This window comes from Mesorhizobium sp. 113-1-2 (assembly GCF_016756475.1).
Taxonomy (GTDB): Bacteria; Pseudomonadota; Alphaproteobacteria; order Rhizobiales; family Rhizobiaceae; genus Mesorhizobium; species Mesorhizobium loti_C.
Map to the genome: position 1 here is coordinate 5,724,055 of NZ_AP023242.1, position 17,655 is coordinate 5,741,709.

At 64.2% G+C, this 17,655-nt stretch carries 12 protein-coding genes; 6 read left to right on the forward strand and 6 right to left on the reverse strand.

Features of this window, described 5'->3' with window-relative positions; all coding sequences use genetic code 11:
- Positions 1–104 precede the first annotated feature (104 nt).
- Positions 105–1,115 carry an endonuclease/exonuclease/phosphatase family protein gene (locus JN279_RS28035; RefSeq protein WP_202350781.1) on the forward strand — a complete coding sequence of 337 codons (1,011 nt, stop codon included), beginning with the start codon at positions 105–107 and terminating at the stop codon, positions 1,113–1,115.
- Positions 1,116–1,154: 39 nt separating this feature from the next.
- Here JN279_RS28035 and JN279_RS28040 read toward each other — a convergent pair whose 3' ends face one another.
- Together JN279_RS28040 and JN279_RS28045 are read right to left on the reverse strand one after the other, a co-directional pair.
- Complete coding sequence (locus JN279_RS28040; RefSeq protein ID WP_202350782.1) at positions 1,155–1,751, reverse strand: DUF922 domain-containing Zn-dependent protease; 597 nt, start codon at positions 1,749–1,751, stop codon at positions 1,155–1,157.
- A gap of 136 nt (positions 1,752–1,887) precedes the next feature.
- On the reverse strand, positions 1,888–3,567 hold the full coding sequence (locus tag JN279_RS28045) for an electron transfer flavoprotein-ubiquinone oxidoreductase (protein WP_202350783.1): 1,680 nt from the start codon (positions 3,565–3,567) through the stop codon (positions 1,888–1,890).
- 220 nt (positions 3,568–3,787) lie between these two features.
- Between JN279_RS28045 and JN279_RS28050 the strand changes: the two genes are divergently transcribed.
- Genes JN279_RS28050 through JN279_RS28060 form a run of 3 tightly spaced genes read left to right on the forward strand, consistent with a single transcriptional unit; the run spans position 3,788 to position 6,222 of the window.
- Positions 3,788–4,432, forward strand: a complete 645-nt coding sequence (locus JN279_RS28050) for a hypothetical protein (RefSeq protein ID WP_202350784.1) — start codon at positions 3,788–3,790, stop codon at positions 4,430–4,432.
- 51 nt (positions 4,433–4,483) lie between these two features.
- On the forward strand, positions 4,484–5,356 hold the full coding sequence (locus tag JN279_RS28055) for a uracil-DNA glycosylase (protein ID WP_202350785.1): 873 nt from the start codon (positions 4,484–4,486) through the stop codon (positions 5,354–5,356).
- Positions 5,357–5,409: 53 nt separating this feature from the next.
- On the forward strand, positions 5,410–6,222 hold the full coding sequence (locus tag JN279_RS28060; protein ID WP_202350786.1) for a helix-turn-helix domain-containing protein: 813 nt from the start codon (positions 5,410–5,412) through the stop codon (positions 6,220–6,222).
- 90 nt (positions 6,223–6,312) lie between these two features.
- On the opposite strand, the gene JN279_RS28065 is transcribed toward JN279_RS28060, so the two are convergent.
- The gene (locus JN279_RS28065) at positions 6,313–7,278 is read right to left on the reverse strand and encodes a DMT family transporter (protein WP_202350787.1); all 966 of its coding nucleotides are present in this window, start codon (positions 7,276–7,278) and stop codon (positions 6,313–6,315) included.
- A gap of 198 nt (positions 7,279–7,476) precedes the next feature.
- Here JN279_RS28065 and pepN point away from each other — a divergent pair, with 198 nt between their 5' ends.
- Both pepN and JN279_RS28075 read left to right on the forward strand, forming a co-directional pair.
- Positions 7,477–10,122: an aminopeptidase N gene (pepN, locus tag JN279_RS28070; protein WP_202350788.1), complete on the forward strand. Its 2,646-nt coding sequence runs from the start codon at positions 7,477–7,479 to the stop codon at positions 10,120–10,122.
- A 199-nt stretch (positions 10,123–10,321) separates the two neighbouring features.
- Positions 10,322–12,643 (forward strand): PAS domain-containing sensor histidine kinase, encoded by a 2,322-nt coding sequence (locus JN279_RS28075; protein ID WP_202350789.1) that lies wholly within the window; start codon positions 10,322–10,324, stop codon positions 12,641–12,643.
- 45 nt (positions 12,644–12,688) lie between these two features.
- Here JN279_RS28075 and JN279_RS28080 read toward each other — a convergent pair whose 3' ends face one another.
- Genes JN279_RS28080 through JN279_RS28090 form a run of 3 tightly spaced genes read right to left on the reverse strand, consistent with a single transcriptional unit; the run spans position 12,689 to position 17,649 of the window.
- Positions 12,689–13,159, reverse strand: coding sequence for a hypothetical protein (locus tag JN279_RS28080; protein ID WP_202350790.1), 471 nt, complete (start codon positions 13,157–13,159; stop codon positions 12,689–12,691).
- A 54-nt stretch (positions 13,160–13,213) separates the two neighbouring features.
- Complete coding sequence (locus JN279_RS28085) at positions 13,214–16,168, reverse strand: bifunctional [glutamine synthetase] adenylyltransferase/[glutamine synthetase]-adenylyl-L-tyrosine phosphorylase (RefSeq protein WP_202350791.1); 2,955 nt, start codon at positions 16,166–16,168, stop codon at positions 13,214–13,216.
- On the reverse strand, positions 16,168–17,649 hold the full coding sequence (locus JN279_RS28090; RefSeq protein WP_096456253.1) for a sensor histidine kinase: 1,482 nt from the start codon (positions 17,647–17,649) through the stop codon (positions 16,168–16,170). The genes JN279_RS28085 and JN279_RS28090 overlap by 1 nt, the downstream gene beginning before the upstream one ends.
- Positions 17,650–17,655: the final 6 nt, after the last annotated feature.

The following is a 17,655-nucleotide window of genomic DNA, read 5'->3' on the forward strand; positions in this document are numbered from 1 at the left end:
GCAATTCGCCGTCTTGCTCAAGCCGCAATTTGGCCGATAAGCAGATCGAACGCAGGCGGCATTCGGCAGACACGACCTCAATGACAACAGGCGCGCGCTTGAATATGACGGCTGGGTTGGCATTCCTGGCGATGACGGCATTGTCGGCCGCGCTGTTGGCCGGGTTCTTCGGCACGCTGCATCCGGCTTTCGATTCCTTCTCGCATTTCCGCATGCACTTCAGCGTGCTTATGGCGCTCCTGGCGCTGCCGCTGCTTGCCAGCTCATTTCGGCTGCAGGCCGCAGCGGGGCTGGTCTTTGCCATCGCCTGCCTGGCCACGACAGCAAGCGCCCTGCCCAGGCTTTGGCCGCAGCCGGCGGTCGCCAAGCCCTCCGATCAGGCTGTGCACAGCCTGCTGCAGATGAACCTGCGCTTCAACAACCCGACACCGAAGAAAGTTCTCTCCCTGATCGGCCGCACCAACCCGGACGTGATCACCCTCGATGAGGTGTCGGAGATGTGGACGACCGAGCTTGGCACCATCACCGGCGCCTACCCCTACCGTATCCTCTGTCCCTATCCGAACGGCATGTTCGGGGTGGCGTTGCTGTCGCGCAGGCCCTTCGTGGCAGGCACGGCACCGCGCTGCGAGCCGCGCGGTGCGATGGCAACCGCCACCGTCGACTTCGGCGGCATCGGCGTCGATGTCGCCGCCATCCATCTGAGCTGGCCGTGGCCGAAGGAGCAATACTGGCAGATCGGCGAACTGGCGCAGACATTGGCCGGGCTTGGCGAGACCGCGATCATGGCCGGCGATTGCAACGCCGTGCCGTGGAGCGCGGCGGTGCGGCGGGTCGCGGCGCTCGGCGGGCTGACGCTCATGCCCTCGGCCGGGCCGACCTGGATCCACCGGACACTGCCCGATGTCCTGCGCCGCTATGCGGGCCTGCCGATCGACCAGGTGTTCAGCAAGGGCGGGTTGACGATCCTGTCTTCGACGCGGCTGGAGGATACCGGCTCAGACCATCTGCCGGTGCTGGTCGAGTTCACGCTTCGCCCCGACGACAAGCAGCCTGAGAATGACCACGCCACAGCGCTCGCGGCGAGCGACTTGTCAGCCAAGCCTCACAGCTGAGCGAAGCCCGCGCGCCACGACGCTGAGCGGATCACACGTTCATGGTTTTCTGATCAAGGCAGCGATCAGATGTTCGACATGTCCGCCCTTGCTGTGCTCGCGCCGATCGAAGGCGTTTTGTTTGGCCTCGTATTCGGCATAGACAGCCCGGATGCGAAGCTGCGCTTCGCGGCGCGTCTTGTGGCAAGACGGGTCGTTGGCGACCCGCAGGCCGGCTATCGACCTTTCCGTAGCGCGCATCATCTCCCTGGCGATGCGCCCATGTGTTTCCTCATGGGCGCGAACACCGGCGAAAAACCTGACCCAGCGCCTTTTCAGCTCCGGCGTCGCGGGCGAAGCAAGGCGAGGGAAGGTGTAGAAAAGGTTGAGCGTGCCATTGACCCGCCGCATCCTGCAGAAGCCGTTGCCCTCAGTGGCGTTGAGGTTCCAGTCGACCGTATAGGCCGTGGTGGCGATGGCATGCGTCATGAAGCCGTGCCTAGGGCCTTTGCTGTCCATCGCTTCGACGAGAGCGGCGCCCGAGCTTCCCGCAATGTCGTAGGTCCGCGTCTGGACGACAGCCCTGGCGCCGGCCAGGGCCTGTGATGCACACAGCGCCCCGATGGCCACGAGGCATGTCAGAACCGTGCGGCGCATGGCCTTCTCCTTATCCCTGGAGAAGGAACCATAGACCGGTGGCCGTTTCAACGGTTCTGCCGGCCTGCATGCCCTCGCAGCCAGCAGTCACCTGCATTTTTTGCTGCAGAGACCTGAACCGCCCGGCCGCGCGAGGTCACATGCCCTGGTAGACCGGACCTTCGCCGCCCTGCGGCGGCACCCAGTTGATGTTCTGGTTCGGATCCTTGATGTCGCATGTCTTGCAGTGGACGCAGTTCTGCGCGTTGATGACGAAGCGCACATCCTTCGCCGCCGGATCGGCGGCGGCGTTGCCGTCCTTGTCGACCCACTCATAGACGCCAGCCGGGCAATAGCGCGTCGAGGGTCCGGCGAAGACATCGTGCTCGGAGCGCTGCTGCAAGGCCATGTCGCCGACGATGAGATGGACCGGCTCGTTTTCCTCATGGTTGGTGTTGGACAGGAACACCGAGGACAGGCGGTCGAAGGTCAGCACGCCATCCGGCTTCGGATAGGCGATCTTTTCGTGCTTGGCGGCGGGCTCGAGCGCCGCATAGTCGGCCTTGCCATGCTTCAGCGTGCCGAAGGGCGAGACGCCGAACAGCGTGTTCAGCCACATGTCGAAGCCGCCAAGGCCGACGCCGACGATGGTGCCAAAGCGCGACCATAGCGGCTTGACGTTGCGCACCTTCTTCAAATCCTTGCCGATGTCGGTCGCGCGCCAGGCCTGCTCGTAGGACGTAAGCTCGTCATTGGCGCGGCCAGCGCCGATCGCTTCGGCGACATGCTCGGCCGCCAGCATGCCGGAGAGCACCGCATTGTGCGAACCCTTGATGCGCGGCACGTTGACGAAGCCCGCCGCGCAACCCATCAGCGCGCCGCCGGGGAAGGACAATTTCGGCACCGACTGCCAGCCACCCTCGGTGATGGCGCGCGCGCCATAGCCCAGGCGCTTGGCGCCTTCGAAGGTGCCGCGGATCGCCGGATGGGTCTTGAAGCGCTGGAATTCCTCGAAGGGCGAAAGCCAGGGATTCTTGTAGTTGAGGTGGAGAACGAAGCCGACCGCCACCTGATTGTCCTCGAGATGGTAGAGGAAGGAGCCGCCGCCGGTCTTCATGTCGAGCGGCCAGCCGAAGGAATGTTGCACCAGGCCCGGCCTATGGTTCTCCGGCTTGACCTGCCAAAGCTCCTTGAGACCGATGCCGTATTTACCGGGCTCGCGGCCATCGGAGAGCTTGTATCTGGCGATCAGCTGCTTGGCGAGCGAGCCCCGCGCGCCTTCGCCGATCAGCACATATTTGCCCATCAGCGCCATGCCCGGTGCAAAGCCCGGGCCGTGCGTGCCGTCCTTCTCGACGCCCATGTCGCCGGTGACGACACCGGTGACAGCGCCTTCTTCATTGTAGAGCAGGCCAGCGGCGGCAAAACCCGGATAGATCTCGACGCCCAGCGCCTCGGCCTTGGCGGCCAGCCAGCGGCAGACATTGCCGAGCGAGACGATGTAGTTGCCGTGATTGTTCATCAGCGGCGGCATCAATATGTTGGGCAGGCGAAACGAGCCGGCGGGGCCGAGGACCAGGAAATGGTCCGCCGTGACCGGCGTCTTGAAGGGATGCCCCTCCTCCTCGCGCCAACCGGGCAGCAGCCGGTCGATGCCGATCGGATCGACGACGGCGCCGGAGAGGATATGAGCGCCAACCTCGCCGCCCTTTTCCAGCACGACGACGGAAAGCTCGGGATTGACCTGCTTGAGGCGGATGGCCGCGGCAAGGCCGGCCGGACCGGCACCGACGACGACCACGTCGAATTCCATGCTTTCGCGTTCGATATCGCTCATCAACCCCTCCGCACTGGCTTGCCGCTGTTGCGTATCTTGCTGGCTCCTGCGCTGCATAGCGCATCAATTGGCGACAGGAAACCGGCGCATACGTGACAATGCGGATTTGGCCAAAAAGTCGCGCATCCTGCGGCAGGGCAGCCGTTCGTGCCCGGCGCGACCTACGGTGCTTGCGTTTTTTAATTGTTCGGCGGCGTGCTTATCGGCCATACTTCCCGCCATGCGCATTCCTGGGCCAGCCGGCTTTCCTTCGACGCGCTTTCTTTTGTCGCCCGGCCGGGCCTGCCGGGCGATTCTTCTGGCCCTTATGACGTCGGCACCAGGGCACGCCGCCGCGGACGAGGTGAAGGTCTGGGCGACAGGCGCCTACTCCTTCTCCGACGAACTTGGCGGCTTCCGCATCACCGGAGCCTCCGGCATCGGAACCAAGGACGATCCGCTGGTCATCACCGAAGAATTGAATTCGGCGACACCCGTGACGCTGACCATCCGCACCACAAAGCCGATCGAGACATTCGGCAAGGCGGGCGAATTCGCCAATGGCATCATGTATATGAGCATCAACGTGCTCAACAACAGCGGCCAGGCCTGGATCGAGTTCCAGTTCGAGCTTCAGGAGATCCTGGATCAGCCGAGCGTGTTTGGTGATGGGCTTTCCTTCGACCAGCGCAACAAGACCCCCGACAATATCTGGTCGAGCAATTTCGCCGATTTCGACCGCGACTTCGAACCCTATGACCGCTTGCTGTTCAAGAACGGCAAGGTCGACCCGCTGAAGACCGTCAGTTTCGAGTTCCTGATGACCGATTACACACCGCGATGGACCTTCTATCTGGTGCAAGATCCGCGCATCCCGACCGGATAGGGCAAGCAGCCGGTCTTGCAAATTGCAGTCATGCGGACGAATGTGCGCGCCATGACTGCCGCCTCCCCCAACAGCCCGACCGATATTGCCGACATCCTGGCGTTCTATGCCAGCGCCGGCGTCGATGAGGCGCTGGAAGACGCCCCGGTGAACCGCTTCGCCGAGGCGGCGCCGAGACCTGTCGAGCGGGCACCTACGCCGACGGCGCCGCCTCGCGAAGACAAGGCGCCGGAGCGCCCCGCGGCATCGCCCGGGTTGGATGCGAGCCGGGTGCCGGACGCACCGGCGCGTTCATCGGTCGCCGCCGTGCCAGACGAAGCTCAGGCGGCACTTGCGCGCCAGTTGGCGAAAACGGCAACAACCCTGGACGAGTTGCGCCAGCACATGGCGGCATTCGACGGCTGCAATCTCAAGGCCACCGCCAAGAACCTGGTGTTCGCCGATGGTAACCCGGAGGCCGCGGTGATGCTGGTGGGCGAAGCGCCGGGCCGCGATGAGGACATTGAGGGGCTGCCCTTCGTCGGCCGCTCGGGCCGGCTGCTCGACCGCATGCTGGCCGCGATCGGGCTCGACCGCACATCAGTCTACATCGCCAATGTCATCCCGTGGCGGCCACCAGGCAACCGCACGCCGACGCCGCACGAGACCGAAATCTGCCGGCCGTTCATCGAGCGGCAGATCGAGCTGGTCAATCCCAAGGTGCTGGTCAATCTCGGCGGGCCGTCGGCCAAGACCTTGCTGAATACCTCGGAAGGCATTTTGCGGCTGCGTGGCAACTGGCGTGCCCACACCACGGCCTCCGGCATCGCCATTCCGGCCATGCCGACGCTGCACCCGGCCTATCTCCTGCGGACGCCGGCACACAAGAAGCTGGCATGGCGGGATTTTCTCGAGGTCAAGGCGAAGCTGCGGGCACTCTCCTAGCGATAACCACGGAGGTAATTGAAATCCCTCTGCCGCCGCCTTAATCCTGACCCATGACATCAGCCCAAAATTCCGCCGGCAGTCTCATCCGCGAATGGCGCACGCGCCGCCGTATGTCCCAGCTCGACCTCGCCATGGAGGCCGAGATTTCGCAAAGGCATCTGAGCTTCGTCGAGAGCGGGCGCGCCGCGCCGTCGCGCGACATGGTGCTGCATCTGGCGGAGCAGTTGGCGATCCCGTTGAGGCAACGCAACCATTTGCTGCTGGCGGCAGGCTTTGCGCCGAGCTTCAGCGAGCGGCCGCTGACCGACACGACGCTGGCGCCGGCGATGGCGGCGGTCGAGATCGTGCTCAAAGGGCATGAGCCCTTCCCGGCGCTGGCGGTGGACCGGCACTGGAACCTGGTTTCGGCGAATGCCGCGATTGCTCCCTTCCTCGCCGATGTCAGCGAGGCCTCGCTGCTGACGCCGCCGGTCAACGTGCTTCGCCTGAGCCTGCACCCCGGCGGCATCGCACCACGCATCGTCAACCTCGCGGAATGGCGCACGCACCTGCTCGAACGTCTCAAGCACCAGAACGATGCCAGCGGCGATCCGGTGCTGGTCGATCTCGAGCGCGAGCTGCGCGGCTATCCGTCCGGGCTGAAGGGCAACCGGCCGACGCCCGTCGAGCCGAACGCCATCGTGCATCCGCTGCGCCTCGCGCATGGCGATCAGGTGCTGTCGTTCATCAGCACCATCACCGTGTTCGGCACGCCGCTCGATGTGACCTTGTCGGAACTGGCGATTGAGTCATTTTTCCCGGCCGACGAGCAGACTCGCGCGGTGCTGGTGCGGCTGGCGAAGGAGCGAAACGAACGATCGTAACTGAGGATATCGGCCTCTCGCTACCGCTCCGGGCGTTCGTCGTTCGGAAAGCCAAGCAATTGGCTTTCCGTCCGCTACGCGGACCTCTCCTCACCCCTGTGGCAGCGTCACCTTGCGCGTTCGGGTGCGCTCCAGGCCGAGTTGCCGCTCGCGCCAGATGATGAAGACGCCGGCGGCCACCACGATCGCACCGCCAATCAGCGTGTTGAGCGAGGTCACGTCGCCGAAAATGAAATAGCCGACGACGACGCCGAGGATCATCGAGGTGTATTCGAACGGCGCCACCACCGAGGCCTCGGCATGGCGATAGGCCGAGGTCATCAGGATCTGGCCAAGGCCGCCGCAGAAGCCGGCCATGACAAGCAGCGCGGCTTGCGCCGGCGTCAGAGCTTGCCAGCCGAAAGGCAGCGTCAGCAGCGAGAGCACGCTCGCGGTCGACGAGAACCACAACACGATGGTCGCCGTCTTCTCCGTCTGCACGAGATTGCGCACGAGCAGCATGGCGACAGCCGAGATCGCCGCCGCCACCAGCGCGGCCATGACGCCCAGGACCTCCTGGTCGTCGAGCGCTTCATCCGAGTTGAGCAGGGTCAGTTCCGGCCATGAGATGATGAGCACGCCAATGAGGCCGACGGCGACCGCGCTCCAGCGATAGACGCGGATCGTCTCGCCAAGGAAGACGGAGGAGAATACCACGACCAGCAGCGGCTGCGCGTAGTTCAGGGTGATCGCCTCCGGCAACGGCAGCCTGGTCAGCGCGAAGAAGCCCAGCCCCATGGCTCCGACGCCGACGACGCCGCGCGCGACGTGGTTGAAGGGACGTTTGGTGACGAATGCCGTCGTCAGCTGTCCCTTCAACGCCAGGAAGGCAATGATCGGGAAGATGGCGAAGAACGAGCGGAAGAAGACGATCTGCCCGGCCGGCACGTCGCCGGCCGCCTTGATGCAGGTTTGCATGCCGACAAAAACCGCCACCGAGACGATCTTCAGTGCGATGCCCCTTAGCGTGCCGTGGCCGCTGGTCGTTTCTGGCTCGGTCCCCTTTCCTGACGTCACGTCGGCGATGGGCCCATGCCGAATTTCGGTGTGACGACGGTCATGGCTGCCTCGTGAGGATGTGGAGAAGGAACGCCTGAAATAGGCATCCGCTGAGTTTTGTCGAGGGACTGTTTCGTGTAAAGAGCGCGGACTTCAAATTTCTTGGACCAGCGGGAACTGTCCGCTTCCAACGCAATCGACAGGAAAACCCAGGGAATGCGCACGGACACCGGCCAGGTCTTCAAGCTCGAGGACTATCGCCCCAACGATTATCTCATTCCGCAGACCAACCTCACCTTCCGTCTTTCGCCCGAGGCCACGATCGTCACCGCAATACTGACGATCGAACGCCGCGACGGCGTATCCGCGGCGGCGCCCTTGGTTCTCGACGGCGACGGGCTGACGCTCAAGCGCATCGAGATCGACGGCAAGAAGGCTAAACCGGCGGACCTGCTGGTAACCCCTGACCAGCTCACCCTTCTCAAGCCGCCTGCCGCGCGCCGGTTCCAGCTGCTGATCGAGACCGAACTGGCGCCGGCCGGCAACGAGGCCCTGATGGGGCTCTACCGCTCGAACAACGTCTATTGCACGCAATGCGAGGCCGAGGGCTTTCGCCGCATCACCTATTTCCTCGATCGCCCCGATATCCTGTCCGTCTACACCGTGCGCATCGAGGCGCCGCGCGACGAGGCGCCGCTGCTCCTGTCCAATGGCAATCCGGGAGACAGTGGCGATATCGGCGACGGCTGGCACTATGCCGTCTGGCACGACCCCTTCCCCAAGCCGTCCTACCTGTTCGCGCTGGTGGCCGGCAATCTCGGCCAGGTCGCCGACAGTTTCGTCACCCTATCCGGCCGCAAGGTCGAACTCGGCATCTATGTCGAACCCGGCAAGGAGAAGCTCGCCGGCTACGCGATGGACGCGCTGAAGCGGTCGATGCGATGGGACGAGGAGGCGTTTGGCCGCGAATACGACCTCGACGTCTTCAACATCGTCGCCGTGTCCGACTTCAACATGGGCGCGATGGAGAACAAAGGCCTCAACATATTCAACGACAAATATGTGCTGGCCGACCAGGAGACGGCGACGGATGCCGATTTCGCCAATATCGAGGCGATCATCGCCCATGAATATTTCCACAATTGGACAGGCAACAGAATCACTTGCCGTGACTGGTTCCAGCTTTGCCTGAAGGAAGGGCTGACGGTCTTCCGCGACCACGAATTCTCCGCCGACCAGCGCTCGCGGCCAGTCAAGCGCATCGCCGAGGTACGCCTGCTGCGCGCGCATCAGTTTCCCGAGGATCAAGGCCCGCTGGCGCATCCGGTGCGGCCGCGCCGCTACCGCGAGATCAACAATTTCTACACGGCGACGGTCTACGAAAAAGGCTCGGAAGTGGTGCGCATGATCCGTACCATTCTGGGGGCAGATGCCTTTCGCGCCGGCATGGACCTCTATTTCGTGCGGCACGACGGCGACGCCGCGACGATCGAGGATTTCATCAAGGTGTTCGAGGATGCTTCGGGGCGTGACCTGTCGCAGTTCGCGCTCTGGTATCACCAGGCGGGCACGCCGAACCTGACGGTCAGTTCGACGCACAATGCGGCCGCGCAGGAGTTTACGCTCGAAATCGAGCAGTCGGTACCGCCGACACCCTCCGAAAGCCGCAAGCGGCTGATGCATATTCCGCTCGCCTTCGGCCTGATCGGCACCGGCGGCAAACCTGTCGCTTATAGCGGCGTCGAGGGCGCCAGCGTCGAGGACGGCGTCATCCATCTTCGCAAGCGCCGCCATATGGTGCGTTTCTCGGGCGTTGCCGAACGTCCCGCCGTGTCGCTCAACCGCGGCTTTTCGGCGCCTGTAACGCTGTCGGTCGAGCAGAAGGCCGACGACCAGTTCTTCCTCGCCCGCCATGACAGCGACGCCTTCTCGCGCTGGCAAGCTTTCAACACGCTGCTCACCGATGCGCTGATCGCAGCCTTCCGCGAAATCCTTGGCGGCAAGCAGCCGGTCTTCGCGACGCGGCTTACCGAGCTTGCCGGCAGCATCGCCGCCGATGAGACGCTGGAGCCCGCCTACCGGGCGCTGGCGCTGGCGCTACCGGGCGACGCCGACATCGCCCGCGACATCGGCAGGAATATCGACCCAGACGGCATTCACGCGGCCCGCGAGGCGCTGGCCCAGGTCATCGCCACGGCCAATGGCGAGGTATTTTCCAGCCTCTACCACAGCCTTGCCGATAAGGCCGCCTTCAGCCCCGACGCGGCGAGCGCAGGACGACGCGCCCTGCGCAACACTTTGCTGGATTATCTCTCGTTGCTGCCGGACGGAGCGGCACTGGCGGCCAGGCATTTCCAGTCCGCCACCAACATGACCGACCGCGCAGCCGCCCTTGCCGTGCTCGCGTATCGCCACCATGGTTCGCCGGAGGCAAACCATGCGCTGGCGGCGTTCGAAAAGACCTATGCATCCGACCCGCTGGTCATGGACAAATGGTTCCAGATCCAGGCCAGCGTGCCGGGGCCGCAGGCGATAGACACGGTTCGGGCGCTATCGGCTCATGCAGCCTTCTCGATGGCCAATCCGAACCGGGTGCGCTCGCTGATCGGCACTTTCTCCAGCGCCAACCAGACCGGCTTCCACCGCGCCGACGGCGAAGGCTACCGGTTCTTCGCGCAAACCGTGCTCGAGGTCGAAAAGCGCAATCCGCAAGTGGCGGCAAGGCTGGCGACCGCCCTGCGGTCGTGGCGTTCGCTCGAACCAGGCCGGCAGGCCAAGGCCAGGGAAGCGCTGCTTTCGATCGCCAATGCCGAAAACCTGTCGGCGGATCTGCGCGATATCGTCGAGCGCACGCTGGCCTAGGCACCCCTTGCCTTCTCCCCATGCGGGGAGAAGGCCCGAGCCGTCGCACCTCCAAAACCGATTATTTTAGTCGATTTTTAATCTTTTTTCGCCGGACCACTGGACAAGGCGAATCACCTTTGATTCTTTACTGACGATTCGGATGTGCGGCGTTTGCCGGATCACAAAGCAGCATAGGCAAATTCGGGGAGTGCCATTTATGGCGAAGGCGGACGCGTGGGGCGCGCCCGGTGGGATGGCTTTTGCGCGTCGCGAGACGCGCAGCGATGGCCTTGCCGGGAATACGCGGCTCATTGCCGAACCGGCCTACAAGCGGCTTCTGGCCGCCGAACCGCTGCTGCGCCGGTCGATACCGGCCCTCATCATCATCTTCCTGCTCGTCATCGCGGCGCTGCGCGTGCTGTCACTTATGAACGAGCGCGACGATGTCGAGCGCGATGCCAAGGCGATCCTGACGCTGGCGGCGGGTCAGCTGGCCAGTTCGCTGGCTACCACCTCGGACACCGTACCCGGCGCCATCCAGGACCTGCTGGAAACCACCAGCCGCCAGGGCGCGATGGGCCGCAGCCACGTACTCGTCATCACCGACAACGCCTTCAAGATCACCGCGGTGACGCCGCGCTCGATGCCATGGCAAGGCCATTCGCTCGACGGCCTCGTCGAGGGCGGCCAGCCGCTCTTCATGTTCGGCGACCGCGCCGGCGTCATGGAGGTCAGCATTGGAGGGCAGGACTGGTATGCGGCGGTCAGTGTGGCCAAGGACCGGAAGGGAGCGGCGGCGGCCCTGGTGCCGCAGGAAGCAGTCTTCGACACATGGCGCAAGACCGTCTCGCTCAACGTCACCCTGTTCGTGCTGACAGCCGGCGTGCTCATCATCATCCTCTACGCCTATTTCGGGCAGGCCGCGCGCGCCCAAGCCGCTGACCGCATTTATCTCGAAGCGCATCAACGCATCGACATGGCGCTGGTGCGCGGCCGCTGCGGCCTGTGGGACTGGGACATGGTGCGCGGCAAGATGTACTGGTCGCGCTCGATGTACGACATGCTCGGCTACGAGCCCTGCGACACGATGTTGTCCTTCGGCGAAGTCGACGAGATCATCCATCCGGAGGACGGCGACCTGTTCGAGCTCGCCAACAAGATTGTCGCCCGCGAGATCGACCACATCGACCAGGTGTTCCGGATGCGGCATGCCGATGGCCAATGGGTGTGGATGCGCGCGCGTGCACAGGTCATGGATCCGGAAGCGCCGGAAATCCAGCTGATCGGCATCGCCGTCGACGTCACCGAGCAGCGCCATCTGGCGCTACGTTCGGAAGCGGCCGATCTGCGGCTGAGGACCGCGATCGAGAACATCAACGAATCCTTCGTGCTGTGGGATTCGGCGCAGCGGCTGATCATGTGCAACTCCAAATACCAGCAGGACAACGGGCTGTCGGATCGCGACGTGATGCCAGGCGTGACGCGCGCTTCGCTGGAAGAACGGATGCTGGCCTTTGCGTCCGAGCGCCGGCTTGCCAACGCCAATGGTCCGCAAGGCGGCGCCACTTTCGAGCGGCAGCTGTCCGACGGCCGCTGGCTGCAGGTCAATGAACTCCGGACCCGGGACGGCGGCATCGTCTCGGTCGGCTCCGACATCACGCAGATCAAGCTGCATCAGGAAAAGCTGGTCGACAGCGAACGCCGGCTAATGGCAACGATCCATGACCTCAGCCTCGCCAGGCGCTCCGAAGAGGAGCGCTCCAGCGAACTGGTCGAGCTCAACCGCAAATACATGAAGGAAACCGAGCGCGCCGAAGCCGCGAACCGGGCCAAATCGGAATTCCTGGCCAACATGTCGCATGAACTGCGCACACCGCTGAACGCCATCATCGGCTTCTCAGAGCTGATGGAACAGGGGCTGTTCGGGCCGCTGGGGTCGGAGCGCTACGAGGAGTATGCCACCGACATCAACAGCAGCGGCAAATATCTGCTCGGCGTCATCAACGACATTCTCGACATGTCCAAGATCGAGGCCGGCCAGTTCTCGCTGGACCGCGAGCAGATCGACCTCGGCCCGCTGATCAGCGAGACGGTGCGCGTCGTCTCGCTACAGGCGGCGCAGAAGGCGATCACCGTGGAAACACGTATCGCCGATGCGCTGACTTTGTTCGCCGACCGCCGGGCCATCAAGCAGATCGTCATCAACCTCCTGTCCAACGCGGTGAAGTTCACCGGCCAGGGTGGCCACATATCGGTCAGGGCCCGCAACACATCGGGCGCGCTGGTGCTGACCATCGAGGACAATGGCTGCGGCATTCCGAAGGAGGCGCTCGGCAAGCTCGGGCGGCCCTTCGAACAGGTGCAGAACCAGTTCTCCAAGAACCATGCCGGATCAGGCCTTGGCCTCGCGATCTCACGCTCGCTGGCCGAGCTCCAGGGCGGCGCGCTGAAGATCCGTTCGACCGAAGGTGTCGGCACGATCGTATCGGTGCGCATTCCAGTGAAGAAGGCGCCGGCGGCCGTTAAGGTGGCGGCCTAAGCAGCAGGCTCCGGCTGATCGTGCCGGAAGCCCGCCTCAGCAGCCTCACTCCACGCCGTCGTCGTCATCCGATTGGCCATGATGGCCAAAGCGGCCACCCTTCGGCAGTTCACTCTTCTCGATCTTGCCGTCATTGTTCTTGTCGAGCATGGCGAACACCTTCTTCTCGCGGCCGGTGATGTCATCCGTGGTCAGCGTACCGTCGCCCTTGGTGTCGTAGCGGGCGATGATGCGCTTGGCCATCCGCTCGAAGCGGGCCTTCTCCAGCGCGTCGGCGAGCTGGGCGACGGTCAGCTTGCCGCCATTGTCGGCAACGAGCTTCTTCAGCCGCGCGTTCATGGCGTTGGAAAACTGGTCGAAGGTGATGGCGCCGTCTGAATCGCTCATCGCCTTGTTGAGGCGCATCATCGTGTCCTCGCGCATTTTTGCGCTGGCATTGTTTTCGGCGTAGGCCGTGGTGCCGACGGCTCCGGCAAGTGCCGCGAAGGCAAGGGCAAGCTTGGTTGACTTTCTCATGGTCTTCTCCTGTTGCATCGTCACCCCCGATGCGGCCGGACAACCGTTTCACGGTCATCCAGCACGAAGCAAAAGATCAAAATCCTTCCTGACCTTTTGCGACGTCTCCTTGAGGTGTGCTTCCAGCACACCGAAATCCGGCAGGTCGGTAACCGCCAGAAGCAAATCGGAAAGCCCCGGTGGCACGTCGTCGCGTTCGAACGGGCCGGTGAGGCAGAGCCGCGTCATCTGGGTCAGCGCCAGATAGAGCGTATAGGCATCGCCAAGGTCCTGCCTGACCCCGGCATCGGCGAAGCTGGCTGCCAGGCGCGACAGGATCTCTGCCGTACCGGTGGCACGCGGCCCGGCCTCGACCTGCCCGGTGATGACAGCCACCTGGGCGATGAATTCGAGGTCTATCAGCCCGCCGGGGATCAGCTTGATGTCCCAGAGGTCACGCGCAGGCTTTTCCTTCTCGATCATGGCCCGCATGTCCAAGGCCTCGGCCTTTACCTTTGCCGCGTCGCGCGGCTGGCCAAGCACCGCGGCAACTTCCGCCTCGACCTCGGCGCACAGGCCGGTGTCGCCGCCAATGGCGCGCGCCCGCGCCAGCGCCATGTGCTCCCAGGTCCAGGCCTCCTGACGCTGGTATTTCTTGAAGGCATCGATGTGGGTCGCCACCGGGCCCTTGTTGCCGGACGGCCGCAGCCGCAGATCGAGTTCGTAGAGCACCCCTTCCGCCGTCGGCGCCGACACGGCCGAGATCAGCCGCTGCGTCATACGCGTGTAATAGTGGGAGGGCGCCAGCGGCTTGTCGCCGTCTGAGTCCTCGGCGTCCGCGTTATGATCGTAGAGCAGGATGAGGTCGACATCCGATCCAGCTGTCAATTCGCGGCTGCCGAGCTTGCCCATGCCGAGCAGCGAAACCACGCCGCCGGCGACCGTGCCGTGGCGCGCCGCGAATTCGGCGGACACCGCCTGCAACGCCGCCTCGATGGTGAGATCGGCGAGGTCGGAAAAGGCGCGGCCGGCGCGAGACGGATCGATCGAGCCGGCAAGCAGCCGCACGCCGATCAGGAATTTTTGTTCCGAGGCAAAGATACGCAGCCGGTCCAGCACCTCCTCATAGGCCCGGTCGCCTTCGAGGAAGGCAGAAAGCCGTGCCGAGAGATAGGCGCGGTCAGGCAGTTCGGTGAGAAGGGCGGGGTCGAGAAGGCCGTCGAAGACATGCGGCCGACGCGTGATGATCGCCGCCAGCCGGGGTGCCGCGCCCATGATCGTCGCCATCAGCTTGAGCAGCGCCGGGTTTGACTGCAGCAGCGAAAACAGCTGGATGCCGGCCGGCAGACCGGCAAGGAACTCGTCGAAGCGGATCAAAGCTTCGTCCGCCCGGCGCGTCTGGCCGAAAGAGCGCAGCAACGCCGGCGTCAATTCCGTCAGCCGCTCGCGCGCCTCCGCCGACCGGGTGACGCGATAGCGGCCGAAATGCCAGCCGCGAATAACGCGGCAGATGTCGCTCGGCCGCTGGAAGCCGAGACCGAGCAAGGTCCGCAGCGTGTCGGGATCATCGACATCGCCAGTGAAGACCAGATTGCCGATCCCAGCCGAAAGCTCCGGAGCGGTTTCAAACAGCGCCGCATAGTGGCGCTCGACCTGCTGCAGCGAGGCGCGGAATGCCTGGGAAAATGCGGCCGCATCGGCAAAACCCAGCATGCGGGCGATCCGTTCCAGCCCTTCATCGTCTTCCGGCAACGTATGCGTCTGCTCGTCGGCTACCATCTGGACGGCATGCTCGACGCGGCGCAGGAACCAGTACTGGCGGGCAAGCGCGTCACGCGCATCGGCGGTGATCCAGCCGCGCGCGGCGAGCTGGCCGAGCATCGGCACGGTTTCGCGACCGCGCAGTTCCGGAAAACGGCCGCCGGCGATGAGCTGCTGGGTCTGGACGAAGAACTCGATCTCGCGGATGCCGCCGCGGCCGAGCTTGACGTTGTGGCCCTTCACAGCGATCTCGCCATGGCCCTTGTGAGCGTGGATCTGGCGCTTGATCGAATGGACGTCGGCAATCGCCGCGTAGTCCATGTATTTGCGCCAGATGTAGGGCTGCAACTCCTTGAGAAAGGCAGCGCCCGCGGCCAGGTCGCCGGCCACGGGACGCGCCTTGATCATCGCCGCACGTTCCCAGTTCTGGCCACGTGCTTCGTAGTAACGCAGCGCCGCTTCGACGGGGATCGCCAGCGGGGTCGAACCGGGATCGGGGCGCAGCCGCAGATCGGTGCGGAAGACATAGCCGTGCTCGGTGCGGTCATGGAGAATGCGCACCAGCCGTCGCGTCAGCCGCGAAAACAGCTCCGTGGCGTCGAGCGGATCGACCACGGCAGGCGCTTCCGGATCGAAGAAGACGACCAGATCGATGTCGGAGGAGAAATTCAGCTCATGAGCGCCGAGCTTGCCCATGCCTAGCAGGATCCAGCCTGACTGCCGCGACGGATTGTCGAGATCGGCCAGTTTGAGCTTGCCCTGGCCATGCGCGTCGCGCAGCAGGAAGTCGACAGCCGCGCGGGTGCAGGCATCGGCAAGATCGCTCAACCGCCGCACCGTCAGTGATGTTTCCGCCTCACCGGCGAGATCGGCCAGCGCGATCAGGAAATGCGCCTCTGCCTTGCACTGGCGCAGCTCCATCATCAGGCTGGATTCGGAAACCGCCTCAGCAAGAGGCGCGTACTCGATGGCGGCGGTGATCGCTGTCAGGCGCACTTCGATCGGCTGATCGAAAAGGGCGTCCAGAATCCCAGGCCGGCGCCGTGCCGTATCGCGCAGGAAGGGCGAGAGGTTGAAGGCGGCGGCCAGGAAATCCTGGCCCTCCCCCTTGTCGGCCAGGAATTTGACCAGCCGCGCCAGCCCTTCTTCGCGTGCCACAGCAGTGATTTCGGCCAGTTCTTGCCGCGCCCGGTCTTTGTCGAGCGGAGCAAGCCCGGCCATTGGTTTCAGCAGCCAGTCCGTGACCGTCCGTTTCGCAACCGCAGCCATCAATGATCCTCCCGTGCGGGGAAACTCATGACCACGGATAATCCCGGATTGCCAGGCAGAAGATCAAGCCGCCCATAGTGGAAAGTCATGACCGCCTTAGCGAGGCTGAGGCCAAGGCCGGAGCCGGGCTGCGAACGGCTCTTCTCCAGCCGAACGAAACGTTCGGTTGCGCGCGCGCGATCGGCATCGTCCGGAATGCCCAGGCCGTTGTCGGCGACGCAAAGCCTGATCTCGCCATGGGTCCGCTCGAGTGTGACACGAACCGCCGGCTTGGACGTGGAGTCCGTCGAATATTTGATCGCATTGTCGACGATGTTGGACAGCGCCTGGCCGATCAGCTCGCGGTTGCCGTCAACGAGAAAAGCACCATTCACCTCGGCTTCGAGCAAAACGCCGGCCTCTTCCGCCACCGGCTCGTAGAGCTCGGCGACATCACGCACCGCCGCCGCCAGATCGACCCGGTTGGTGTGTTCGGACGAATATCCGGCCTCCAGCCGGGAGATCATCAGGATCGCGTTGAAGGTCCTTATCAGCTGGTCGGACTCGGCGATGGTGCCTTCGAGCGCCTGGCGGTAGTCGGCGGGCTTGTGCTTGCCGGAAAGTGTCGCTTCGGCGCGGTTGCGCAGCCGGGTCAGCGGAGTCTTCAGGTCATGCGCGATGTTGTCGGAAACCTGCTTAAGGCCTTCGTTGAGCGTGGCGATCCTGGCCAGCATCGAATTGAGGTTTTCCGAAAGCCGGTCGAATTCGTCGCCGGCGCCAGTCACAGGCAGCCGGCCCGATAGATCGCCGCCCATGATGCGGCGGCTGGCCTCCGACACGCTGTCGATGCGCTTCAGCGCGGCACGGCCGACAAAGAACCAGATCAAGATGCCGCCCAGGCCCATCATGCCAAGCGCCAGCATCAGCGCACGGCGGATGACGGCGCGGAAGCGCTCTGGTTCACCAAGATCGCGGCCGACCAGCATGATCATCTGATTGGGCAGTCGCAGCACCAGCGCAATGGCGTTGTGCCCCTTCTCGCCTTCGGCCTGCGGTGTCGCGTTGTCACCAGTTGCGGGAGCTGTCGTCTGGTCGGACGTTCCGCTGCGCAGGCGGTCAAGCTCGCCTTCGCCGAAGCGCTTGTAGGAGAACGGCTCGGTCGTCCAACCCTCCGTGTCGATCACCCCCGGTTCCAGGCTCTGCACGTTGCCGGTAAGGATCTGGCCGTTGGCGTCGGCGATCAAATAGAGGTTGGCGCCAGGCTGGCGGGAGCGGTTTTCGACCACGCGCACCAGTACCGGCAGGCCGCCGCGCTGATAGGCACGGGCGAGGCCGAGCACTTCGTCGTTGATGGTCTCCTGTGTCTGCGCTGTCAGCATGCGCGCCGATAGCGAGGTCATGTAGAAGACAAGCAGCACGGCGCAGAGCGCGAAGAGCAGAAGGTAGAGCGCCGAAAGCCGCGCTGCCGTCGTCCTCATGATGGCCGGCACGGAAAGAGCCATGCTGTC